We start from the raw sequence: 22,096 nt of genomic DNA on the forward strand, positions 1-22,096 counted from the left end.
TCACGCCGCCCGGCGCTCGATGGCGGCCCCCGCGCGGCGCCCGGGCAGCCGCCCCGGAGCGGGGGCGTCCCGCGCTACGTGCGCGGCTCCCTGCGCCGGCGTGCGGCGGAGATCGACGTCCGCGGGATGCAGGCGGCAGAGCGGCGAAGCTCGTCGAGGGCCTGCTCGGGCAGGCGCTGCACGCGGGGCTCGGCGGCGGGCGGCTCGGCAGGGGCGGCCGGGCGGGCGCCCAGGTACGGCCAGAGGCGCTCGCGGATGGGAGGCGGCAGCACGTTCTCCAGGTACTCGAGCGCGGTCCCGCGGAGGTGCGCGTCGTCGGCGTGGAGCGCCCGGTAGGCGATCTCCAGGGGCTCGCGCTCCAGGCAGAGCGAGAGCACCCGGAAGACATGCTCCAGGCTGCGGCTCGTCCGCTCGACGAGCAGGCGCTCTCCAAGGGGCGCCTCGGCCGGCGCGGACGCGTTCGCGGGCTGGGCGTCCCACACCCGGCGGTCGATCTCGATCTCCCGCGTCGCCGCCGCGATCACGTCCTCGCGGGGCAGGTGGATCGGCGCGCGATGCTGGAGCAGGCGCGCGAGCGCCACGCCGCACTGGTAGCGCACCTCGAAGCGCTCGTCGGCGAGGCCGAGCATCAGCCCGTCGGCGGCGCGCTGGGTGGGGCAGGCCTGGAGCACCCGCGGGACGCGGCGCCGGACGGCGACGCTCCCGGCCGGATCGAGCAGCGCGTCGAGGAGCTGGCCGGTCGCGCGGGGGGCGACGGCGCGGAGCGCGCGGATCGCCTCCGAGATGAGCCCCTCGCGTTCGAGGAGCGGGAGGAGGTGCGCGACGAGCGCGGGGTCCGGCTCCCGGACGAGCCCCCGGCGGACGCGCTCGGGGTCGCCCGAGCGGAGGTCGGCGATCACCGCGAGCACCGGGTCGGACGCGATCGCCGCCGACGCGGCGCGCGCCGAGAGCGGCCCTTCGGCGACCTTGCGCTCGCCCGCCGGAGGCCCGTGGCCGTCCCCGGGCGCGCGGCCGGAGAGCGGCGCGCGGCCGGAGAGCGGCGCGCGGCTGGAGAGCGGCGGACCGGCGTACGACGTGTGCTCGCCGTCCCCGGGGGCGCGCTCGCCGTCGGACCGCGCCGCCGCCCCCTTCCGGAGCGCGGCGAGCTCGGCGAGCACCCTGTCGCGGCTGAGCGCGTCGACGGTGCCGCTCAGGGTGCGGCGGGTGGTCGCGTCGACGACGCTGGCCGGGTCGAGCGAGACGGCGCCCGAGCGCAGGCTGCTCTCGAGCGCGGCCACGTAGCCCCGGTGCAGCCGCGGCGTGAAGAGCAGCGTGACGCCCACGACCGCCGTGCCGAGGCCGATGAGGAGCGGCGGCGACCCACCCCCCGGCGCGACAATGAGCAGGACCATCGCGACGCCGCTGCCCGCCGCGGTGCCGATGCGGTCGAAGCCGACGTCGATGAGCGTCTTGATCGACCGCTTCTGGTCCGGCGGCAGGGGCGTGTAGAGCAGCTCGTAGCCCGACCGGAACAGCGAGTTCCGGAGCACCGCCTCGGTGGCGCGGACGATGGCGGCCGACCAGAGCCGCGGCGCGACGACCACGGAGAGGGAGCTCGTGAGGACGGCGGCCGGGAGGATGCCGATGGTGGCGGCGAGCCCGAGCCGGTCGAGCGAGAAGGTGGCGGCGAGCGACTGCGCCAGGAACGAGAGCACGCTCACCGAGAGGTGGAAGAGCGCGAAGAACGAGAGCAGCTCGTTGCGGTCGCGCATCGCGGCGGCGGCCTCGGCGCTGAGGGCCACGTCGAACAGCGCGCCGCTCACGGCGCCGAGCGCGACGAGCAGGGCGAGGTCGCGCAGGTGGCTGCTCTCGCGCAGCGCGCGGAGCCCCGAGGCGCCGGCGCGCGGCCCCTCGCCCGCGGCGCCGGCCGCGCCCCCGCCCGGGAGGCTCGCGCCGAGGAGGTGGGTCGCCCAGGCGGAGAGCGCGCTCACTCCGGCGAGGGCGAGGAGCATGGTCGGGGCGTCCATGAGGCGGCTGGCGCGCCAGGCGAACAGGCCGCCGATCACGCCGCCGAGCGTCCCGCCGCCCGCGATGCGCCCCATGGAGTGGCGCGCCGTGTGGGGGTCGAAGCGCTCGTTGACGAGCGACCAGAAGGCGGAGATGAGGGTCGCGCCGAAGACGGCGATGTGCAGGTAGAAGACGAGGGCGGCCGCGCCGGGCGCGCGCAGGGCGAGGGCCCACTCCAGGACGAGGAGGACCGAGCTCGCGGCGCAGGTGGCGGGGACGACGCGCGCCGGGGAGAGCTGGAGGAGGGCGCGCGAGAGCAGGAGGACGGCGGCGAACGAGAGCACCGCGCCGGCGGCCATGACCTTGGGAACGTCGGCGGCGCCGAAGGTGGCGAGGAAGAGGGCGTCGCGGGTGGCCCGGCCGGCGACCTGCTGGGCGATCATCGTGCCGGACGCGATGGCGGCGAGGAGGACGGCCCTGCCGCTTCCGCTCGCCGCTTCCACCTGTTCCAGCGGCATCCTAGGCGGGTTCGGCGGCGAGCACGCGGGCGTCGGTCACGACGGTCCCGAGCGCGACGTCGCCCTCGGTCGCGGGCACCTCGGCGACGAGCTGGAAGTCGAACGCGACGCCGACGGCGTGCGCCGGGGGGCAGAAGCGCGGGAGCGTGCTGTCGTAGTAGCCGGCGCCGTAGCCGATCCGGTGCCCGCGCGGGTCGATCTGGAGGGCGGGGACGACGATGACGTCGAGCGCCGCGGCCTCCTCGTCGGCGGGGTCGGGCTCGCGGAAGCCGAGGCCGCGCTCCTGCATGGCCTCGGGATCGGCGACGAAGCGGAAGGTCATGACGCGCGACTCGGGATCGATGGCGGGGTACGCCACCTGGACGCCGCGGGCGCGCAGGAGCGGGTCGAGCTCGCGGAGGTCGACCTCGTTGCGGTCCTCGATCGGGTAGAAGAGCGCGACGCGCCGGGCCGCGGCGACGGCCGGCAGCTCCGCGAGGGCGCGCTGGATGCGGCGCGACCGCTCGAGGAGGGCGTCGCGGGGGATGGAGCTGCGGACGGCCCGGGCGCGCTTCCGCAGCTCGGCTTTTGCGCGGTAGCGCAGGGCGATCTCGGCATCGGGATCCATGCTCGGTGGTTCCTCCGGCGCGCATCCTAGAGAGGCCGCCCGGGATCGGGGAACCGTCGTGTGAGAAATCGGCGCGCGGCGGCGCATGCGGTCGCGGGTGTGGCGGTTTTGCAGGGGGTGGGGCGCGGCCGAGGTTCCAGAGGGGGCAGAGGCCGGCTCGAGGGGCGGCAGCGGGCGGTGGCGACGGGCGAGCCGAGGTGAGTTCACGGACGAGCCCGGTGGCACCGCTTGTGTTGACGGCCTCGCCCGCGTAGACAGCGTGGGCAGGGCGGATGTTTGAAGCGCCAAGGTTCCGATAAGGCAATGAGCGAGCCAGGGTGGCCGCCCGAGCACGGGCCCTCGGCGATGGGAGAGAGCGATGTTCTGGGAGGATTTCAAGAAGTTTGCGATTCGTGGCAATGTCATCGACATGGCGGTCGGCGTCGTGATCGGCGCCGCGTTCGGCAACATCATCAAGTCGCTCGTCGATAACCTGATCATGCCGCCGATAGGCCTGTTGACGGGCGGCATCGACTTCAGCCAGCACTACATCGTCCTGAAGGCGCCGGGCGCGCCCGGTACGTACGCGAGCGCCGAGGAGATGGTGAAGGCCGGCGCGGTCCTCCTCCAGTATGGCCAGGTCATCAACAACCTGGTGAGCTTCATCATCGTCGCCCTCTGCGTGTTCCTGCTGATCCAGCTCATGGGGAAGCTCCACAGGAAGCAAGAGGAGGCGGTGACGACGAAGGATTGCCCCGAGTGCGCGATGAGCATCCCCCTCAAGGCGGTGCGCTGCGGGCACTGCACGGCGGCGCTGAAGGCGGCGTAGGGGCCGGGCTCTTCGGCAGTGGCTCCTTTCGGTGGAAGGCCCAGAACCGGCTTTTGGGAACAGGTTCTGGCGCGGGCCTTCGCATGAGGCTGACCATCGTTGCTCTCTGCCATGGATTCGCTGGGCCCATGAGGACCCCATCCTTCGAGTAGTGGTGGCGGCGGCGCGGCCTGCTGCTGGCCAGCAGGCCGCCGTGACGGAGAAGCCGGTTGCGGGGCCACGCCGCCCATACGCACCGTCCGAGGCGGCGCCGCCGCCCGCCGCAGCTCGAACCGCGAGTCCGACGCGTCGATCCACAGCTCCCCGGTCGGGAAGTACTCGTCCCGCTGCGTCAGCGTCTGCTCGTTGTTCGACGCGAAGCTCGTGCTCCCCAGGTGGTCTGGGTGGTAGTAGAGCGTCGGCGGGTCCCCGAACCAGTCCGGATCCATCTTGCTCGCGATCCGCGTCTGCCCCGCATAGATGTGCTTGGCGAACGTGTGAACATACGCCGGCGTGCCCAGGCCGTCGTCCACCTCGACCCGCGACAGCACCCATTTGCTGCCGGGCTCTTGCCGAGCGACGGCAGCACGCTGAGCACCGCCGCCGTCGTGCCGCTCGCCTCGAGCTTCTCCGCCACCGCCGACGCCGCCGACCCGAAGCCGAACCCGAAGCGCGCGCTCATGCTCTCGATGACCCGGAAGTCCCCCGGCCCTTCGAGCGCCAGGTCGCCATACTCGCCCGGCTGCCAAACAAAGACGGCCGGGGGCCTCCCCGTGAAAAGACCCATGAAATGGCCGCAGTCCCTCGATCCGGAGCACGATTCCGGCGCTTCCGTCCATGGTCCCTCCCTCGGGCCATCGAATTCGGCCTACTCAGCCGCCGGAAGCTCGGCTAGCGTTCCACGCTCCGGCAACACCCTGAGCTCGCCTCTCTGGACCGCCGGTGCATCGCGGGGGCGGGCGAACCACGTCATGACGGAGGTAACCTTGCGTAATCTCACGATAGGAGACCTGAAGCTCGCCTTGCGCGATCTCTTGGATGAGAGGGCCGACGAGCTGCGCCTGTCGGCGACAGGCAAGCTGTACGAGCGGCGACTCAGAGCAAAGCAGAAGGAGATAGACGCCATCCCCGACGCCGCGGGGACGCAGGCGCCGCTCGCCAGGGAGCTCTCCGAGGCCGACGTCCGGCACGACGGGCTCGGGGCGGCCATCTTCTTCCTCTGCAAGGCCATCGAGGCGCACCCCGCCTTGCCGTCGGCGCTCAAGGACGCGGCGGCGACCGCGCAGCAGACGTTCGTCCCGAAGCTCGAGGTGCTCCGCGCCCCCTACGCCGACGAAGCGTCGGCGGCGCTCGACAACCGGCCCGAGCTGGCGCGGCTCAAGGCAGAGCTGAAGTCCACGGCCACCCCGGGCGGGGGCAGCCTGCACGACTGGGTCAAGGCGTTCGTCGCCGCCGGCGACGACATCGACAAGCTCCTGCGCAGGCGCGCCACGCTCCTCGCCACCGGCGAGAACGCCGCGGCCACCGGGCCGCTCCGGGGCGCCGCCGTCGGGCTGCTCGGGCGCTTCCGGGAGGCGCTCCGGGACGAGATCCAGGAAGAGGGCAGCGCGCTTCCGTCGGATCACGAGGCGCGGCTGTTCGCCTACATCGACAAGCTGAACGCCGATCGCGAGCGGGCCGCGCGCGGGCGCGCGGCGCCGGAGCAGGGCGCCCCCGCGCCCCCCGGCCCGCCGGCTGTGCCCACGGCGCCGGAACCGGCCGAGCCGGTGGTGCTCACCGACCCCGGCCTGTAGCCGGTACCGCATCTCCGACGCGCCCGCCCGGCCAGGCCACCGCCCATGTCGCGATGTCGCGACATCCCCGCCGCCCGCCCGACCAGGTAGCGCCCGAAGCAGGGCGCGCGAGGGGCGAGCTGGGGCACGGCGATCGACTCAAAGCGGGCCACGTCGCGTGAGGTGACCTACGGCGACATGGCTCCGCGGGTATACAGGCGATACAGGCGGATCCAACCACGCAGGGCGTGCTCGGGCCCTGCAACCTGCTCCGCCCACAACGGGAGCCGTACCCGTACGGTGACGTCCCGGGCAAGCGGTCGAGCCAGGGTCCTGGGTCGGAGCGCGGATATGGTAGGAACCGAGCCATGGTCATGCAGCGCCCTCTGCACCTCGCCGAGCCCGAGCGGCTGGCTCGCTGGGCACTCGAGCAGATCGACACCGGGGATCGTATCGGAGCGATCGTCGGCCCTGTGGGCGCCGGCAAGTCCCGCGTCCTCGCCTGCCTGCGCGAGGCGAGCCGCATCGTCATCGTCGAGCCGCCGCCGCTGCGCGACGGCGATGCCGTGTTCCATGCGCTGGCCCAGCTCGCGGCGGCCGCCGGTGCCGCGGGCGAAGCCTACGAGGCGCTCGCGAGCGTGCGCGAGCGGGCGGCGAGCGCCGCGCGGCGCCTCTCCGCGCGCGACGACGTGGTCCTCGTGCTCCGGCTGCCCAGCTCGTGGAGCCGGCTCGACGCGGTGTCCGGACGTGACCAGCTCGTCTTCCGCCGCCGCGCCATCGAGCTATTGCAGGGGCTCCGGGACGCCGCCGGCCTGCGGCTCGTGATGCTGGCGACCGCCATCGACCAGGCGCTCGAACGTGTGCTCGGCCTGCACGGCCGGATCCAGCACCTCTCGGCGCCCGCCGTGCGCCTCGGCGCGCTGCGGGACGAGGCGCTGTGGGGGACGTATGCCTCCCACGCGCGCCGTGCCGCCGATCTCCTCGGCGCGGCGCCGCGCGCGACCCCCATCGCCGCCCGCGTCCTCGTCGGGTGCCTGGCGTTAGGCGCCGAGGAGGCGAGCGCGACCCATGCGCTTGCCTCCGCTGCCCCGCTGCGCCCGCTCCTGGTGCTGCTCTCGGATCGACTCGCGCAGCCGGAGCACCGCGAGCTGGCTGCCGGACTCGCCTCCGCTCTGGCGGCCCGCGGCGAGCTTCCCCTCGATGTGGCCGAGCGTCTCGCCGGCCTGCCCGCAGAGCACCAGCCGCTCCTCCGGGGCTGTGTCGGCTATCAGCCGGAGGCGGGTTCCCTGCGTGTGACCGAGACCGTCCGCCTGGCGCTGGGCAGCGCCTCGCCCGAGGCGCACCGCTCGCTGGCGGAGCACTACCAGACGCTCGACGGTCAGCCCTCGCTTGCCGCGCTCGACGCCGAGCGCGCGCGCGCCTGGCTGGAGAAGGTTCACCACCTCGCCCACGGCGGACCGGAGACCGGCCTCCGGTGGGAAGAGCAAACCCGCGACGCGCGCGAGCTGTTCTGGGATCGAGGCCGTGCCCTCAGCATCGACGCGCAGCTCCATCGCCTCGCGGCCGAGGTCTATCGCGCATGCGTCGAGCGATTCGGCGACGATGCCTACGCCTGGCACTACCTCGGCTACAACCTGGATCGCGCTGGCGTTGAGCCGCTCCACGCCGAGGAGGCGTTTCGCATGGCCGCGAAGCTGGAGGGGGATAACCGCTGGTGGCACAGCCGCCTGGTCACCTTCCTTGTGGAGCAGGCGCGCTACGCTGACGCCGAGGAGGCGATGCGAACTGCGCTCGCCCAGCTCGATCCCGACGGCAGCGGAGTCGACGAGGATCCACGGCTCTGCCGTGACTTCCACGGCTGGGTTGTGACCGCGTGGCTCGACGCCGGGGAGGTCGGGCGGGCGCGGCGGACGTTCGATCTGCTGCCGCCCGAGGTCGTCGTCCGGGAGGACGTGCTGCGCCTGCTGAAGTGGCGTCTGGAGGACGCCGAGGAGGCCGAGCGGCTCGGCGACTCCGTGCACCCGCCCGGCGTGCGCATGGACCAGCGTTGGCGGCGGCCCGCGCGGATCGCCGAGCATGGCCCCGACGGGGCGCGGCTCGTCGAGGCGCTCCCCGCGCGGGTCGTCGCTGCCACGAACGAGGCGGTCACGCTCGTGGTCGGCATGACGGTCGACGGGCGGCACGAGCTGGTGCGTACGGAGATCACCGCGGACGAATGGCAAGCGGCCAACGCCTGGTGTCCCGCCGAGCGAGCTCGCGGCTACCTCTACCTCGCGTACTACGAGGGCGGCGTGCAGCGGGTCTTCGCGCAGGACGAGCCGTCGCCGCCCTGGAAGGACGCCGAGCCGTCGCCGGATCCTCTACGCCACCTGCGCGGCTGGGCGGCTGAGGCGCATGCTGCCGCCGAGTGAGCCGCTCGGCGCGCTGACGCGGCTCGATCCGAGGGAGCGTCGTGTGCCGAGCGCCCGACACGACGGTGGCGCGGCCACTCCTGCAGGGCAGCGACGTGGCCAAGCGCGCCAACGAGCTCAGCGCGGTGCTTGAGATCCAGTGGGGAGGCACGCGTGTCATCCTCGGCGGGGATCTCCCTCGTGTAGAGACGAACCGACAGCGGGAGGTCCCGATCCCCTCGGGCTGGGAGCTGGTGATGCAACAGCGCCCGGAGCTCGGCGAGCATGCCGGGTTGAAGGTTCCTCACCATGCCTCCTGGGCGGCGATGCACCTCTCGCTGATGCGGCCGGCGCCCGCCCCGCGGCGCGCCTGGGTCGTCACGCCGCTGCACAACGGCAGCAATCACCTCCCGAGCCTCGACGTGAATGATGGGCTCGATCTCCTGCACCTGACCGAGCCGTGCGTGATGGTCACGCGCGAGCCGAGGGTGGCCGCCGGCTGCGCCGTCTGGTCCCTGCCTGCGCTCCGGAGCTCCGTTCGCAGGCCCGCCGCGGCGAACCCGCTCGTCGCCCGGGGCAAGGTCCTCACGCCCAACGCGCCGCTCGCGCCGCTGGACGCAACCTGGGCCGTTGCGCTGGACGACGCGGGCAGCATCGTCGCGCGCTATCGCGGTGCGGCAGCGTTCGACGCGGTGCCCTAGCAGATTCCGCGACGAGCCCCGCGTGCTCTGAATACGGCACCATCACTCGAATCAGGGCATCACCCCCCCACGTCGCGACATGCCCGCCGCCTGCTAGTCGGGTGATGTCCGGAACCACATCGGCGCCACCCGCGTTCCGGACACCCCCCGGCGCATTCCGGACACTACGATCTACTGAAGGGACCTTGCGGCGACAGTCAGAGCGCGACGCAACGGTCAAGCCGGCGACCGCCTCGGAGTGGGCGCCGTGGCCGAGACAACCAGGCCGCGGAGGATGGCCTCCAGCCATTTAGCAGCGAAGCTATCCCTTCGCGGCGCGCACGATGAAGTGAAGCGATCTGCCGATAACGTAGCCAAATGTACATTTCGCAGCGATTGCGATCCAGCCCGCGTCAAACGGACCGCTTTTGGTTGCTGCTCCTAGGGCGTCGACGACCGCATATCCAGACCACGCGAGCACCACTGCCCAGATCGTGAACGTGATACCGTCATATATCTGCGACCGCGCAGCCACGTTGGCACTTGGCCGCTTGATGAGTTCCGCCATGACTTGCGCAAAAGGCTCGTGTGCACCGATTGGCCTCCACTGTTCTTTGCCAACTGGCCTCGCCTTCGTTGTCGGTAGTAGTCCCTTACGGATCTCCGCAATGACTTCCACCTCGGTAAACGGGCCCAATGTCGTCTTCCCGTCCAAGATCTCCCACTCCATGACCCGAGCCTATCGCAGTCGACGAGAATCCATCCGGCGATTCTGTCGCAGCGCGCTCGGGCAACGCCAGCGTCAGGGTAGATACGTGGAGTTACATGTGTGCGCATTTTGCATGCGTATGCTACATTGCGCCACGCATGGTAGTGCTCAGTTTTGAGCAACCGGCTCGTCCTCGTCCTGCCGATCGATCCGCTGCCGCAGCCACGCCATCAGCGCGTCTTCCTCCTCCACATCCCACTCGTACCGCTTCGTGAGCTCGATGTGGGCCATGTGCGCCTCTGGGATAACCTGCATCATGAGGTCGTCGCCGTCCTCGCGCAGGTAGACGTCCGCCTCTCCGCGCTCCGCATGGAGCTCCACGCTCACCACCATCCACGCGCGCTCCGCAAGGACGAAAGAGCCCACGGTGGGCACCTCCGGTAGGTGTAGCCGTTTGGTGATGGCGTGACCGCCGTTCTCCAGGATAAGCCTCACGCGCCGGAGAATGCCAACAGGTTTGAGACAGGCCGGACGAGAATCCTATGAGGGATCGCGCTGAGGGTCACTACAAACCCAAGGCATTTCGAATGGGCGAGCAGGGTTACACCGTCGGGTGGATCAGTGACGGCAGACCAAGGTCGGCGCTGTCGCCCCATTTGAGCTCACCCGCGTCGCGCCACGGCTTGAGCAGGTCGCCCACCTTGCACATCGCCAGGAACAGCGCCTGGAACGGATCGGAGCCAATCGCGTAGTCGAGGACCGGTGCCTTGAACGACTCCTCAATCTCGATGTCAACGATCCATTCGCTCTCTCGATGAACGGGACTGTGTGGCCTGCTGAGCAGGATACGAACCTTGCGCGCGAAGCTCCCATCATTCGGCGTGAAATCCAGATGCCTGGAGGCGACCACGTTTCCGTCGTGCATGCCCGGTAGATAGGGCAGCGCTGGCGTCAGCGGAAGTTGTTGGTGCAGAAGTTCGTCCATTCCCGCCCGCCCTGATTCGCGGCGGGCCAGCACTGCCTCTTGAGCCTCCTGGGGCACGCGAAACGACAAAACATCTCACGAGAACTCTGTCGCTTGCCGGCGAGCAAGCACGCCTGCTTGAGGCGCGGCTCGGCTGCCGCACCAGTGTCTTCATCTGTCGGCTCTTCTGCCTCTTCCGGCTCCGCGATCTCGTCCCCTGGCTGGACCACGCAGGACGACATGAACACAGCGGCGACGATCGTCGCGATCCTCATGGCCCTCCGCGAATGCGAGCTGCGGGCCACGCGGCCGTGAGCGCTCGCGTGACATGAGCGCGCCCGCCACCTCGACCATTCACTGCGTATTCCAGCCTGGAATAATCGGCGATGAAACGCCGAATCGTGACAGGAACGGCGTCTGGGGCGAGCCGGGCGCCAGGCGGCCGGCGTCCTACTCCGCGCCGTCCGGCGGTTCGCCGAACAGGCTCAACTGCATGGAGAGCCGCGGCTTCGGGCGCCAGGCGAACAAGCCGAGCTGACCGGTCGGCTCGGCACCGGATGGAAGGTAATCGACATGAGGAGCTCCCACAGAGGGGGCCGCGGTTACGGGATCGAAAACGGATGGTGCCCCCATACGACCGAGAAGAGACAGAGGTAGATTGTAGCTGTCCCCTTCCATATCTTGTCCACATCAGGGACAACCTCATTACCGAGCTCCGGGAGGATTGGCTGGTAGCCTCGATAGGCGGCCTCGATTTCCTGAGCGATGTCGCTCGCCACCGGCTCCTCGTCGGGGCCGTCCGTGCGATGGACGGCGTAGTAGGGCCCGAGGAAGCTCACGTGGAAACCGAGCGAGTGTGTGGGAAGGAAGATGTGGGCCGAGTACGCTGGGTCGACCCACCCCGCCAGGATATGGAGCGACTCGTCTTGCAGGTGGTATCGATCCCCCAATCGGCGGAGCATCGTCTCCCACGTCCCGTATTCTGCCCGCCCGCGTTTTGCGGCTTCCACCAGGCGGCGGTGCTCCTCCGTAGCGTCGTAGCCGGGCTCGTGGCGAGGAATGCCCCTTGGGTAAAAGCGGTAGATGACGTCGAACAGATCAGAGCGTGTCACGGTCATTTCTTGACTCTAGCGCCGAGCTTTGGGTCGAAGGCTGGAGTTGCTCTTGAGCCTCTCCGGTCAATTCGTCGGGGGTCGCCTCGGCATCGAGGACGCACGAAACGGCGAAGATCGCGCAGAACAGGGCGACAGCGAGAGCGGACAGACTCTTCATGCGCGGAACCTAACGTGCGCTCTCAAGCCATCCAGTCCGGCGATTCCGCAGAGCATCGGTAGTCGTTCTGCCTACGCTGTCTCAGCGACCGCTCTTCGCAGCCAGCGAGCCCCTGCGCGCGCGTCGGCGCGTGGCAACACGCACGCGTGGCGCCGCCATTGAGAGCGTTCGGGATCGTCAGCGGCCCGATGCTCCTCGCGCGGCGCTACTTCGGGGAAGGACGCGCCCGCGGGCGTGCTGAGGGGCAGCGGCGAGGGACACAGGAGGGGGACAGCGATGAGACGACGGCATTTGGGCAGACACGGGCGTGGCGTCGAAAGCAATCCAGCCACATCCCCGCCGCCTGCCCGGCCAGGCCCCCGCCCATGTCCCGACATCCCCGCCGCCTGCCCGGCGAGGCCCCCGCCCATGTCCCGACATGCCCACCGCCTGCTCGGCCAGGCACCCGCCCATGTCCCGACATCCCCGCCGCCTGCTCGGCCAGGCACCCGACCATGTCCCGACATGCCCGCCGCCTGCCCGGCCAGGCACCCGACCATGTCCCGACATCCCCGCCCAGCCCAGCGACGGCCCCCGCGCCGATCCGCTCAGCCCCCCGCGAGCAGCCGCGCGATCTCCCCGCGCTGCCGCCGCGCCGAGCGCGCCAGCGACAGCTGCCCGGCCGCCCGCTGCAGGTTGTGCGCGACCCGCGTCGGGAACCGCGCTGCGTCCCAGCCGAAATACCGGTCCTCGAAGGCATCCCGGCAGAACCGCGCCGCGAGTTCCAGCGCGATCCGCTCCACGGCGTCCGCGAGCGCCTCCCGCTCCTCCGCGCCGAACGGCCGCACCTCGCGGTAGCCCGCCACCGCGGCGGCGAAGACCTCCCGATCGAAGCGCGCCTCGGTCGCGTCCTCCCCGACCGGGTTGCACCACGAGCGCCACGCATCGCCGAGCTCGACGTCGATCGACTGCAGCGCCAGCGTGTCGAGATCGAGCAGGCAGATCCCCTCCCCCGCGGCGGAGAAGCGCAGGTTCGAGATCTTGAGATCGCCGTGGCAGTGCCGCAGCGGCAGGTCGAGCCGCCCCTGCCACGTGCGCCACGCGTCGAGGATCGCATCCGCCAGCCGCCTCCCCTCCCCCCCGGTGGCCGCGCCGTCCAGCCGCTCCATGTGCAGCGCCGTGTCGTGCGCGCCGGCGCGGACATGGCGGTACGCATGCTCGAGGTCGTCCACCGCCCGGTGGAACCGCCCGACAAGCGCCCCCGCCGCGCGCGCGAGCGCGGGGGAGCCGACCCGGTGGTGCGTGCGGCCGGGGATGAAGTCCATCACCCGCCACACCGCGCCCGCGCCATCCCGCGCCCAGAGGGCGCCGTCGCCCGCGCGCAGCAGCCGCGGCGTCGCGAGCCCGCGGCTCGCCAGGTGGGCGGTCACCGCCTCGATGTCGTCGTGGACCTCCGGCGCGAAGATCGGGCTCACCCGCTGCACCACGAACCGCGGCGGCTCACCGGCCCCGCCGACCTCACCGGCCCCGCCGACCTCACCAGCCCCGCCAGCCCCGCCGGCCACCCACGTTCCATTGATGAGGCCCTCGTCGTCGCAGCGGCGCACGGCGAGGCCGCGCAGGGGCGCCCATACGTCCGGGATCATCGGAACCGGAGGCTACCCGCGCCCGGTCTCCGGCGGCAAGGAAGCCGCCTCCGGCACGGCAGCGGCCTCCCGGCGCAGCGCCGCGGCCCGCCGGCGCTGCATCCACCGCGACCCGAACCAGGCGAGCACGCCGGCGCCGAGCCCCAGCCACGCGGCCGCCCCCGGGACCCCGACCCGCTCGACGAGCACCGCCCCGCCGAGCGACGTGGCGCACAGGCCGACCGTGAGGACCAGGTTGTCGATGGCCGAGAGCCGCCCGACGAAGCGGTCCGGCGAGAGCCGCTGGATCTCCGCGCTCGACAGCACCCAGTTCGCGCCGCTGCCGAGCCCCCACACGAGCGCGACAGCGATCAGCGCCGCCGCGTGCCGGGTCACCGCGAACGCCGCGATCGCCGCGAACGTCACCCAGGCCGCCCCGGTCGCCGCGAGCTCGCCCCGCAGGCCGCGGCGGACCAGCGCGACGCCGACCAGCGGGCCGATCCCCGTCCCCGCGCCGCGCACGCACTGGAGCACCCCCAGCGTCAGCGCGCCCGTGCCCGCGAAGGCGAGCTGCGTCGCGAGCACGTTGAGCAGCAGCAGCGCCCCGCCGTTCGCCAGGTGGACCGGCGTCTTCGCGAGCACCGCGTCGAGCAGCGGCGGCCGCTCCCACGCGTGCGTCCAGGCGAGCGCGATGTCCCGCCGCACCGACGCGAGCGCCCCGAGCAGGCCGCCCTCCGCCGGCCGCCCCTCGACCACCATCGACGGGAGCCCCCAGAGGAACAGCGCCGACAGGCCGAACGACGCCGCGTCCAGGGCGAGCGCCATCGCAGGGCCGAGCGCCGCGATCAGGCCGCCGACCGCCATCCCGACCGCGAACATGACGCTCCACGTCGCCGACACGATCGCGTTCGCCTCGAGGAGCTCGTCCGCCTCGACGACATGGCGCAGCACCGCGCTCTGCGCCGGCAGGCGCAGCGCCCCCACCGACCCGCGGGCGAAGACGAGCACCTGCACCGCCGCCACGCTGCCCAGGACCGCGGCGCCGAGCATCGCGACCGTGAGCGCGCCCTGCACCACGCTCGTCGCGATGAGCAGCCTCCGCCGATCGAGCCTGTCCGCGAGCACCCCCGCCACCGGCGCGAACAGCGCGTTCGGGAGGTGATGCCCGACGATGACCAGCGCGAGCGCCACGACCCCGCCCCCCTCGCCGCCCAGCGCGAGCAGGCTCACGGCGACGAAGCCCATCCAGTCGCCGAGCAACGAGACGATCTCGCTCAGCCAGACACGACGGAAATGGGGGCGCCGGCGGAGCAGGCTCGGTCGGGGTTCCGGGCGAAGGGCGCCGGCCGGCGTCGAAGGGACACGCACGTGGAGGCTCCTTGTCGCGCGAGCGCTACCCGACCACGTAGGGCCGCGATCGCCCGCCATGCGCCGCGTACCCGCCCCTGTCGAGCCCGGCCGGACGTCGCTCCGCAGATCGCTCCGCAGGCGGCGTGGACGCACCGGACAGATCGTGCCTGCCGCTGTTCATCCAGGGCACACCATGCTAATCGCGCTCTGCTTCATGCGGATCTGCGCCATCATTCCTGCCTACCAGGCCGAGCGCAACGTGGAGGACGTCACACGAGGGGCGCTCCGGGTCAACGGCCTGGGCGGCGCCGTCTTCGTTGTGGACGACGGGTCGAGCGACCGGACGGCCGAGCGCGCGCGCGCGGCGGGCGCCACGGTGCTGATCCACCCGGAGAACCTGGGCAAGGGCGCGGCCCTGCGCACCGGGATGGAGCTCGCCCTCGCCGCGGGCTTCGACGTGGCGGTCACGATCGACGCGGACGGCCAGCACCCGCCGGAGGAGGCGCGGCGCCTCATCGAGGCCGACGTCGACCCCGAGGCGCTCGTGCTCGGCATCCGGGATCTCGTGTCGGCGGGCGCGCCGCGCGCGAACCAGATCTCGAACCGGATCTCGAACTTCTTCCTGTCGCTCTTCGCGGGCCGGCCCTTCGCCGACACGCAGTGCGGCCTGCGCCGCTACCCGCTCCGGACGACGCTCTCGCTCGGCGCGCGCGACGACGGCTACGCCTTCGAGGCGGAGATCCTCCTGCGCGCGGTGGCCGCCAAGCTCCGCATCGTCGAGGTGCCGACCCGGGTCATCTATCCGACCGAGGAAGAGCGGCTCACGCACTTCGACAGCGTGCGCGATCCGGCGCGGATCGTGGGCCGGGTGCTGGCGACGCTCGCGCTCACGCGCGGGCTCCGCCACGTGCCCGCCGCGCCGGCGCCGTCCCCCGACGCGCGCCGCGCCGCCGTGGCGAGCGCGCGCGCCGCCGAGATCGACCCCCACCCGTCGCAGCCGACAGCGGCGCCCCCCTGATCCGGGACGCGCGCTCTGGAACGCGTGACGGCCCGGGCCGGATCCAGCGCGGACGCGGCGTCGGGCAGCGCCGCGCCCGGCAGCGCCGCGCCCGGCCCCCCCGCGTCCGGCCCCCCCGCGGGCGCGCTCCGGCGGCCCTCGCGCCTCGCCCGCCACCGGCGCAAGCTCGTCGCGGCCGCGGCGCTGCTCGCCGCGCCGGTCCTCGCGCACCTCGGCATCGGCGCCGCGACGCGGATCGAGCCGCCGCCGATCCGCGCCGTCGCCGGTGAGCCCGCGGCGGGGCCGGCGGGGCTGCGCGTGCTCGGCCCCGCCTACGCGCGCCGCCGCGGCCGGATCCTCGAGGCGCGCCTCGCCGGATCGCCGGAGGAGATCGGCCACCAGCACGGCCGGCTCTTCTACCCGGAGATGGTCCAGAACGAAGGCACCCTCCACGAGCAGCTCCGCCGTCACGTGCCCGTCGCCCCGCTCCGGTGGCTCCTCATGGACCTCTCGCGCCTCCAGTTCCGCGGCGTCGACGAGGGCATGAGCGACGGCGCGCGGCGCGAGATCGCCGCGCAGGCCCGCGCCTTCTCGCCCGACCCGTTCGACGGGGTCCTCCCCACGTACCACCGCTTCATCTTCCTCCAGTCGCTCTACGACATCGCGCTCTCGTTCGAGCACTCCCCGCTCATCGGCTGCACGAGCTTCGCCCTCACCGGGGCCGCGTCGGCGGGCGGGAACGCGGTGCTGGCCCGCAACTTCGACTTCGAGGCCGGGCCCGTCTTCGACGAGGGCAAGGCGGTGTTCCTCGTGCACGAGCAGGGGAAGATCCCGTACGCGTCGGTGTCCTGGCCCGGCCTCGTCGGCGCGGTGACCGGGATGAACGCCGCCGGCCTCGCGCTCGTCGTCCACGGCGGGCGCGCCGGCGAGCCGCGCGCGGCGGGCGAGCCGGTCGTGCACACGATGCGCGACGTGCTCGGCCGCGCGCGGGGCGTCGACGAGGCGCTCGCGATCCTCGAGGCGCGCGCGCCCATGGTCTCCCACCTCGTGATGCTCGTCGACGCGGCCGGCGAGGCGGCGATCGCCGAGCGGGCGCCCGGCGCGCCGCTCCACGCGCGCCGCGGCCGCGGCAAGGTCCCGCTCACGAACCACTTCGAGGGGCCGCTCGCCGGCGACCCGCGCAACCGGCGCGTCGAGGCCGAGACCTCGACCCACGCGCGGCGCCGCCGCCTCGACGAGCGGCTCGCGGCCCTGCCCGACGGCGCGACCGTCGAGGCGGCGGTCGACGTCCTGCGCGACAGGCGCGGGCCCGGCGGCGCGCCGCTGCCGCTCGGCGACCGGCGCGCGATCGACGCGCTCATCGCGACGCACGCGGTCGTCATGGATGCGACGGCGCGCGTCCTCTGGGTCAGCGAGGGCCCCCACCTCGCCGGCCGGTTCCTGCGCTTCGACCTGGCGCGGCTGCTCGACCCGACCTTCGACCCCGCGCTCGACCCCGCCGAGCCGGTGGCGCTGCCCGAGGATCCGCTGCTCACGAGCGGCGACTACGCCGCCTGGGAGCGCGCCGGCTCGCCCCACACGGGCGAGCTCGGCAGCAGCGCGCCCGGCCCTTCCGCCGGGGACGGCGAGCGCGGCCGCGACGCGCTTAAATAACCTCCGCGACGCGCGCAGCTTCACAGCCGAGGCCGGTGCGCAACTGTTTCGCCCTCGTTTCACAACAGGGCCGCGTCGTCCACGCCCGTACACCGGGGCTAGGACACCTCTCGTCCGGCGCTCCCGTACCGCAAGATTGCCTAGCGCGCGCTTCCGTCCGACAATGCGATTCGGGGCGCAACGTCGCCGCAGCGGAGCGTCGACCGGACCATGACGGACATCAACCTGATCAACACCACCCTCGATCAACGCTACCTCATCCTCGGGCTGCTCGGTGAGGGCGGGATGGGGGCAGTCTACGAGGCACGGCACCTGGGCACCGGCCGCCGCGTCGCCGTCAAGGTCATCACGAGCAAGCTCGCGCAGGACGACGCGGTGATGGCCCGCTTCGAGCGCGAGGCCAGGGCGGCCGGCGCGATCGAGAGCGAGCACATCGCGAGCGTGCTCGATAGCGGGAGGGACCGGGCGACGGGCCTGCCCTTCCTCGTGATGGAGCTGCTCGCGGGCGAGGACGTCGATCAGCTGCTCCGGCGGCTCGGCCCGCTGCCGCCCGAGCTCGCGCTCTGCATCGTGGCCCAGGCGTGCATGGGCCTCATCAAGGCGCACGACGCGCGCGTCCTCCACCGCGACATCAAGCCCGCCAACCTGTTCCTGGCCCGGCGCGACGGCGGGGAGTTCTCGGTCAAGCTCCTCGACTTCGGCGTCGCCAAGATGCAGGCCGACGACAGCTTCGAGCACCACCAGGAGCTCACCGCCACGAGCAACCTGATCGGCTCGCCCATCTACATGTCGCCCGAGCAGGCGCGCAACATGAAGGACGTCGACGGCCGGACCGACCTCTGGTCGCTCGGCATCGTCCTCTTCAAGATGCTCGCCGGGCGCACCCCCTACCGGAACTCGCGGGGGCTCGGCGAGCTCATCGTCGCGATCTGCTCGGTGCCGGCGCCGCCCATCCAGAGCCTGGCGCACTGGGTGACCTACGAGGTCGCCGAGATCGTCCACCGCGCGCTCCAGATCGACAGGAACCTGCGCTTCCAGTCCGCGGAGGAGCTGCTGAACGAGTGCCGGATGCTCCTGCCGCACGGCTTCTCGATCCGCGAGGACATGCTGCAGCCGCTCCCCGAGTCGCTGGGGGCCGACATGCCGCCGCCCTCGCGCGCGAACCCCGAGGCGCCGACGCGCCGCCCGCCCACGCCCGTGGCCACGCCCCGCAGCTGGCAGGACGGCGGCGATCCGTCGCGCCGCCCGCCGACGCCCGTGCACACGCCCCGCAGCTGGCAGGACAACGGCGATCACCCGTCGCGCCGCCCGCCGACGCCCGTGGGCACGCCCCGCAGCTGGCCCGAGCACGTCACGGCGCTCTCGCAGAGCGGCCCTGGCCACCTGGGCCAGAGCGGCCACCACATGAGCCAGAGCGGCCAGCACCTGGGCCAGAGCGGCCACCTGATCCGCGGGCGTCCGGACGGGCCGCCGCCCTCGTCGAGGACCGTCGCCGGCACCTCGGTACCCTTCCAGAAGACGATCATCGTGGCCGGCGAGGCGCAGCCCACCGCCGAGCGCCCCCGCAGCAGGGCGGCCCCGCTCGTGGCGGCGGCGGCGCTGGTCGCCGCGACGGGCGCCGGCGTGGGCGCCTGGCTCGTGCAGAAGACGACGACCGCCGCGCCCTCCCCGGCGCCCGGCGCGGCGCCGGCTGCGCCCGCGGCCGCGGCCGCCGCCGCGCCCGCCGCGGCCCCGGCCGAGCCGGCCGTGCAGATCGATCCGGAGCGGCTCGGGAGCTTCAACCCGCTGCCGGCGCTCGTCACGTCCTCGAGCAACCCGCTCACGGACGAGAAGATCCAGCTCGGCCGGATGCTCTTCTACGACAACCGGCTCTCGAAGAACCACGACCTCTCGTGCAACTCGTGCCACCCGCTCGACCGCCACGGCGCCGACGGCGCGAAGGTGTCGATCGGCCACGCCCACCAGAGCGGCCGCCGCAACACGCCGAGCGTCTACAACTCGGCGGGGTTCTTCTCGCTCATGTGGGACGGGCGCTTCGACAGCGTGGAGGAGCAGGCCAACGGGCCGATGATGAACCCGAGCGAGATGGCGATGACGCCGGTGCGGCTCGAGGCGACGCTGCGCTCCATCCCGGACTACGTGAAGGCGTTCAGCAGGGCGTTCCCGAACGACCCGTGGCCCGTGACCGTCAACAACGCCGCGAAGGCGATCGGCGCGTTCGAGCGCAAGCTGTTCACGCGCGGGCGGTGGGATCAGTTCCTGGACGGGGAGCCCGACGCCCTGACCAACGCCGAGAAGGAGGGGTTCAACACGTTCGTCGAGGTCGGCTGCGTGACGTGCCACTTCGGCCCGCACGTCGGGGCGACGATGTTCCAGAAGCTCGGCCTCGTGCGATCGTGGCCCGACACGATGGACCGCGGGGTCTTCGAGATCACGAAGAAGCAGGCTGATTTCATGGTCTTCCGGGTGCCGACGCTCCGCAACGTGGCCGCGACGGCGCCGTACTTCCATGACGGGTCGGTCTCCTCGCTGCAGGAGGCCGTGCGGCTCATGGGCAAGCACCAGCTCGGCAAGGACCTGAGCCATGCGCAGGTCGACCAGATCGTTGTCTGGCTCAAGTCCCTGACGGGCGAGCTCCCGACGGAGTACATCGCGAAGCCGGAGCTGCCGGAGAGCGGGCCCAACACGCCGAAGCCCATTGCAGATTGAGCGCGGCTCGCCCGTCTGAGGGAAGAGGACGAGGATGCAGCGACGATCTTTCCTGATGGGCCTCGCGGCGAGCGGCGGCGCGCTGTCGCTCGCCGGCCGCGCGCGCGCGGACGAGGTGGGCGACGCGCTCGCCGAGATCACGAGGGCGCGCGCGTCGGTGAAGACGCTCGTCGCGCCGTTCACGCAGGAGCGGACCATCGGCCTGCTCGCGACGGCGGTGAAGAGCGACGGGGAGATGACGCTGGTCCTGCCGGACCGGCTCCGCTGGGAGCTCAAGCCGCCGGACGCGATCACCTACTGGATCACGCCCGAGGGGTTCGGCTTCGCGACCCCGAAGGGCGCGTCGGGCGCGGGGCGCGGCGCGGCGGGGCGCTTCGGCGCGGTGCTCTCGGATCTGCTCGTGCTCCTCGGCGGCGATCTGGCGAGGCTGCGGGCGCGCTACGATCTGTCGATCCCGAGCCGCGCGGACGGGATCACGCTGGTCGCGCGGCCGCGGGCCGAGGAGGTCGCGAAGCACGTGCGGAGCCTCGAGATGGCGTCGGGGCCGGAGCTGTGGTCGGTGCGGCGGGTGGTCATCGAGGAGAAGAACGGCGACCGGAGCGTCATCGCGTTCGGCAAGGTGGCGCGGGACGGGACGGTGGATCCGGCGCGGATGAGGGCGCCGAAGCAGGGCTGAGCGGGGGCGCCGGTGAGCGGGCGCGGGACGCGGCGGGACGGGCGCGGGACGCGGCGGGACGGGCGCGGGACGCGGGCGCGGGCCGAGGTCGCAACGCCCGGGTTCCCCTCGCCGCGATCTCGATTATGACGCCCCGCATGCGACCGACGCCCCGCATGCGACACCTCCTGCTCCCCTTCCCCGCCCTGACGCTCGCCGCCGCCTGCTCCGGCGCTCCCCCGGAGCCCGCTCAGACGGCGGCTCCGCGCGCGCACGAGGAGCGCCCGCCCGCCGCCGCGCCGTCCCCTGCCGGGACCGCGGGCGCGGCGCCCCCGGCCGCCGAGGCCGGCGCGCCGGCCGCCGAGGCCGGGACGGCCGGCGGGGTGAGCGCCGCCGCCGAGGAGGAGCAGGCGTGCCCGGCGGACATGAAGCTCGTCGAGGGCGAGTACTGCACCGAGGTCGAGCACAGCTGTCTCCGCAGCTGGTACGACAAGTCGAACAAGAAGACCGTCTGCGAGGAGTTCGCGCCGACCCCCGCCCGCTGCACCGGCGAGAAGGTGAAGAAGCGTTACTGCATCGACACGTACGAGTGGCCGAACAAGAAGGGGGAGCGGCCCGAGGTGATGAATCGGTTCCACCAGGCTCAGGTCAAGTGCGCCGCGGCCGGCAAGCGCCTCTGCACCGAGTCGGAGTGGACGCTCGCCTGCGAGGGGCCCGAGATCAAGCCGTTCCCTTATGGGTACTCGCGCGACGCGGCGAAGTGCAACGGCGACCATCTCTGGGACGATCCCGACATGAAGAAGGTGGCGAAGCGCGACCCGGGCGAGCTGGCCCGCCTCTGGAAAGGGGTGCGGAGCGGGTCGCAGGAGCAATGCATCAGCGACTATGGAGTCGCCGACCTGCCCGCGAACACGGATGAGGTCGTGGCGAGCGAGACGAGCGGCGGCTGGCGCGGCAAGTTCGACAGCGTCCACACGGGCGGCCCCTGGTACAAGGGCGTGCGCAACCAGTGCCGGCCGAAGATCTACACGCACGACGAGGGGTTCTATTATTACTTCCTGAGCTTCCGCTGCTGCGCCGAGCCCGACGGCAAGGCCACCGAGCCGCGGACGCCGCGCCAGGTCCAGGAGGGGTGGTCGATGGATCGGGTCGAGCGGATGGCGCAGTTCACGGTCGAGCAGATGCGCGGGAAGCTCGAGCTCAAGGAGCAGGGCAAGTGCGAGTGCAGGCCGACCGACATCCTGTGCAAGACGATGTGCGGCACGCTGCTCGGGCCGGGCGCGGTGGACGCCACGCCGGGGGGCGCGCCGGCGGCGACGACGGGCGGCGCGAAGCGGTGAGCGGCGAGAGGCGGTGAGCGGCGCGAGGCGGACGCCCTGCGGCTGCGCGCGCCGGCGGCCCCGTCGGGGACAGTCCGCTCCTCCGCGCCCTGGGTGACGTCGC

General features: G+C 72.5%; 18 protein-coding genes. 9 read left to right on the plus strand and 9 right to left on the minus strand.

What is annotated here, in order from left to right:
• Nucleotides 1-74: 74 nt before the first annotated feature.
• Nucleotides 75-2,504, minus strand: coding sequence for a hypothetical protein (locus WMF17_RS35915; RefSeq protein ID WP_437645532.1), 2,430 nt, complete (start codon nucleotides 2,502-2,504; stop codon nucleotides 75-77).
• Between the two features lies 1 nt (nucleotide 2,505).
• Nucleotides 2,506-3,111 carry a 5-formyltetrahydrofolate cyclo-ligase gene (locus WMF17_RS35920; RefSeq protein ID WP_437597874.1) on the minus strand — a complete coding sequence of 202 codons (606 nt, stop codon included), beginning with the start codon at nucleotides 3,109-3,111 and terminating at the stop codon, nucleotides 2,506-2,508.
• Between the two features lie 358 nt (nucleotides 3,112-3,469).
• Between WMF17_RS35920 and mscL the strand changes: the two genes are divergently transcribed.
• From mscL to WMF17_RS35940, 4 genes are all read left to right on the plus strand, one after another.
• The gene (gene mscL, locus WMF17_RS35925) at nucleotides 3,470-3,919 is read left to right on the plus strand and encodes a large conductance mechanosensitive channel protein MscL (protein ID WP_437645534.1); all 450 of its coding nucleotides are present in this window, start codon (nucleotides 3,470-3,472) and stop codon (nucleotides 3,917-3,919) included.
• A gap of 965 nt (nucleotides 3,920-4,884) precedes the next feature.
• Nucleotides 4,885-5,691, plus strand: coding sequence for a hypothetical protein (locus WMF17_RS35930; RefSeq protein ID WP_437645536.1), 807 nt, complete (start codon nucleotides 4,885-4,887; stop codon nucleotides 5,689-5,691).
• A gap of 347 nt (nucleotides 5,692-6,038) precedes the next feature.
• Entirely contained in the window at nucleotides 6,039-8,081 is a 2,043-nt protein-coding gene (locus WMF17_RS35935) for a hypothetical protein (protein WP_437645537.1), read from the plus strand.
• A 65-nt stretch (nucleotides 8,082-8,146) separates the two neighbouring features.
• On the plus strand, nucleotides 8,147-8,761 hold the full coding sequence (locus WMF17_RS35940) for a hypothetical protein (protein WP_437645539.1): 615 nt from the start codon (nucleotides 8,147-8,149) through the stop codon (nucleotides 8,759-8,761).
• Nucleotides 8,762-9,062: 301 nt separating this feature from the next.
• Here WMF17_RS35940 and WMF17_RS35945 read toward each other — a convergent pair whose 3' ends face one another.
• The 7 genes from WMF17_RS35945 to WMF17_RS35975 form a co-directional block, all read right to left on the minus strand.
• On the minus strand, nucleotides 9,063-9,470 hold the full coding sequence (locus WMF17_RS35945) for a hypothetical protein (protein WP_437645541.1): 408 nt from the start codon (nucleotides 9,468-9,470) through the stop codon (nucleotides 9,063-9,065).
• 147 nt (nucleotides 9,471-9,617) lie between these two features.
• Nucleotides 9,618-9,875: a hypothetical protein gene (locus tag WMF17_RS35950; protein WP_437645543.1), complete on the minus strand. Its 258-nt coding sequence runs from the start codon at nucleotides 9,873-9,875 to the stop codon at nucleotides 9,618-9,620.
• A 175-nt stretch (nucleotides 9,876-10,050) separates the two neighbouring features.
• Entirely contained in the window at nucleotides 10,051-10,434 is a 384-nt protein-coding gene (locus WMF17_RS35955) for a DUF6968 family protein (protein ID WP_437645545.1), read from the minus strand.
• Nucleotides 10,401-10,688: a hypothetical protein gene (locus WMF17_RS35960; protein ID WP_437645547.1), complete on the minus strand. Its 288-nt coding sequence runs from the start codon at nucleotides 10,686-10,688 to the stop codon at nucleotides 10,401-10,403. The genes WMF17_RS35955 and WMF17_RS35960 overlap by 34 nt, the downstream gene beginning before the upstream one ends.
• A 327-nt stretch (nucleotides 10,689-11,015) precedes the next feature.
• Nucleotides 11,016-11,531: a hypothetical protein gene (locus WMF17_RS35965; protein WP_437645549.1), complete on the minus strand. Its 516-nt coding sequence runs from the start codon at nucleotides 11,529-11,531 to the stop codon at nucleotides 11,016-11,018.
• Between the two features lie 741 nt (nucleotides 11,532-12,272).
• Complete coding sequence (locus tag WMF17_RS35970) at nucleotides 12,273-13,310, minus strand: phosphotransferase enzyme family protein (protein WP_437645551.1); 1,038 nt, start codon at nucleotides 13,308-13,310, stop codon at nucleotides 12,273-12,275.
• A 12-nt stretch (nucleotides 13,311-13,322) separates the two neighbouring features.
• Complete coding sequence (locus WMF17_RS35975; RefSeq protein WP_437645553.1) at nucleotides 13,323-14,657, minus strand: MFS transporter; 1,335 nt, start codon at nucleotides 14,655-14,657, stop codon at nucleotides 13,323-13,325.
• Between the two features lie 175 nt (nucleotides 14,658-14,832).
• Between WMF17_RS35975 and WMF17_RS35980 the strand changes: the two genes are divergently transcribed.
• The 5 genes from WMF17_RS35980 (at nucleotide 14,833) to WMF17_RS36000 (ending at nucleotide 21,993) form a co-directional block, all read left to right on the plus strand.
• The gene (locus WMF17_RS35980) at nucleotides 14,833-15,657 is read left to right on the plus strand and encodes a glycosyltransferase family 2 protein (RefSeq protein WP_437597879.1); all 825 of its coding nucleotides are present in this window, start codon (nucleotides 14,833-14,835) and stop codon (nucleotides 15,655-15,657) included.
• Nucleotides 15,658-15,681: 24 nt separating this feature from the next.
• A complete protein-coding gene (locus WMF17_RS35985) occupies nucleotides 15,682-17,289 on the plus strand; it encodes a C45 family autoproteolytic acyltransferase/hydolase (protein WP_437645554.1) in 1,608 nt (535 codons plus the stop codon).
• Between the two features lie 210 nt (nucleotides 17,290-17,499).
• Nucleotides 17,500-19,998 carry a cytochrome c peroxidase gene (locus tag WMF17_RS35990; RefSeq protein WP_437645556.1) on the plus strand — a complete coding sequence of 833 codons (2,499 nt, stop codon included), beginning with the start codon at nucleotides 17,500-17,502 and terminating at the stop codon, nucleotides 19,996-19,998.
• 34 nt (nucleotides 19,999-20,032) lie between these two features.
• Nucleotides 20,033-20,674 (plus strand): LolA family protein, encoded by a 642-nt coding sequence (locus WMF17_RS35995; RefSeq protein WP_437597882.1) that lies wholly within the window; start codon nucleotides 20,033-20,035, stop codon nucleotides 20,672-20,674.
• A gap of 137 nt (nucleotides 20,675-20,811) precedes the next feature.
• Nucleotides 20,812-21,993, plus strand: coding sequence for an SUMF1/EgtB/PvdO family nonheme iron enzyme (locus tag WMF17_RS36000; protein ID WP_437645558.1), 1,182 nt, complete (start codon nucleotides 20,812-20,814; stop codon nucleotides 21,991-21,993).
• Nucleotides 21,994-22,096 lie beyond the last annotated feature (103 nt).

It is taken from the genome of Sorangium sp. So ce362, assembly GCF_051519845.1.
Classification (GTDB): Bacteria; Myxococcota_A; Polyangia; order Polyangiales; family Polyangiaceae; genus Sorangium.

Bases quoted from the DNA above. Each gene is read 5' to 3' on its own strand.
- WMF17_RS35965 (WP_437645549.1), bottom strand. From the start codon at position 11,531: ATGACCGTGACACGCTCTGATCTGTTCGACGTCATCTACCGCTTTTAC.
- WMF17_RS35920 (WP_437597874.1), bottom strand. From the start codon at position 3,111: ATGGATCCCGATGCCGAGATCGCCCTGCGCTACCGCGCAAAAGCCGAG.
- mscL (WP_437645534.1), top strand. From the start codon at position 3,470: ATGTTCTGGGAGGATTTCAAGAAGTTTGCGATTCGTGGCAATGTCATC.
- WMF17_RS35970 (WP_437645551.1), bottom strand. From the start codon at position 13,310: ATGATCCCGGACGTATGGGCGCCCCTGCGCGGCCTCGCCGTGCGCCGC.
- WMF17_RS35945 (WP_437645541.1), bottom strand. From the start codon at position 9,470: ATGGAGTGGGAGATCTTGGACGGGAAGACGACATTGGGCCCGTTTACC.
- WMF17_RS35995 (WP_437597882.1), top strand. From the start codon at position 20,033: ATGCAGCGACGATCTTTCCTGATGGGCCTCGCGGCGAGCGGCGGCGCG.
- WMF17_RS35915 (WP_437645532.1), bottom strand. From the start codon at position 2,504: ATGCCGCTGGAACAGGTGGAAGCGGCGAGCGGAAGCGGCAGGGCCGTC.
- WMF17_RS36000 (WP_437645558.1), top strand. From the start codon at position 20,812: ATGCGACCGACGCCCCGCATGCGACACCTCCTGCTCCCCTTCCCCGCC.
- WMF17_RS35955 (WP_437645545.1), bottom strand. From the start codon at position 10,434: ATGGACGAACTTCTGCACCAACAACTTCCGCTGACGCCAGCGCTGCCC.
- WMF17_RS35980 (WP_437597879.1), top strand. From the start codon at position 14,833: ATGCTAATCGCGCTCTGCTTCATGCGGATCTGCGCCATCATTCCTGCC.
- WMF17_RS35960 (WP_437645547.1), bottom strand. From the start codon at position 10,688: ATGAGGATCGCGACGATCGTCGCCGCTGTGTTCATGTCGTCCTGCGTG.
- WMF17_RS35990 (WP_437645556.1), top strand. From the start codon at position 17,500: ATGACGGACATCAACCTGATCAACACCACCCTCGATCAACGCTACCTC.
- WMF17_RS35935 (WP_437645537.1), top strand. From the start codon at position 6,039: ATGGTCATGCAGCGCCCTCTGCACCTCGCCGAGCCCGAGCGGCTGGCT.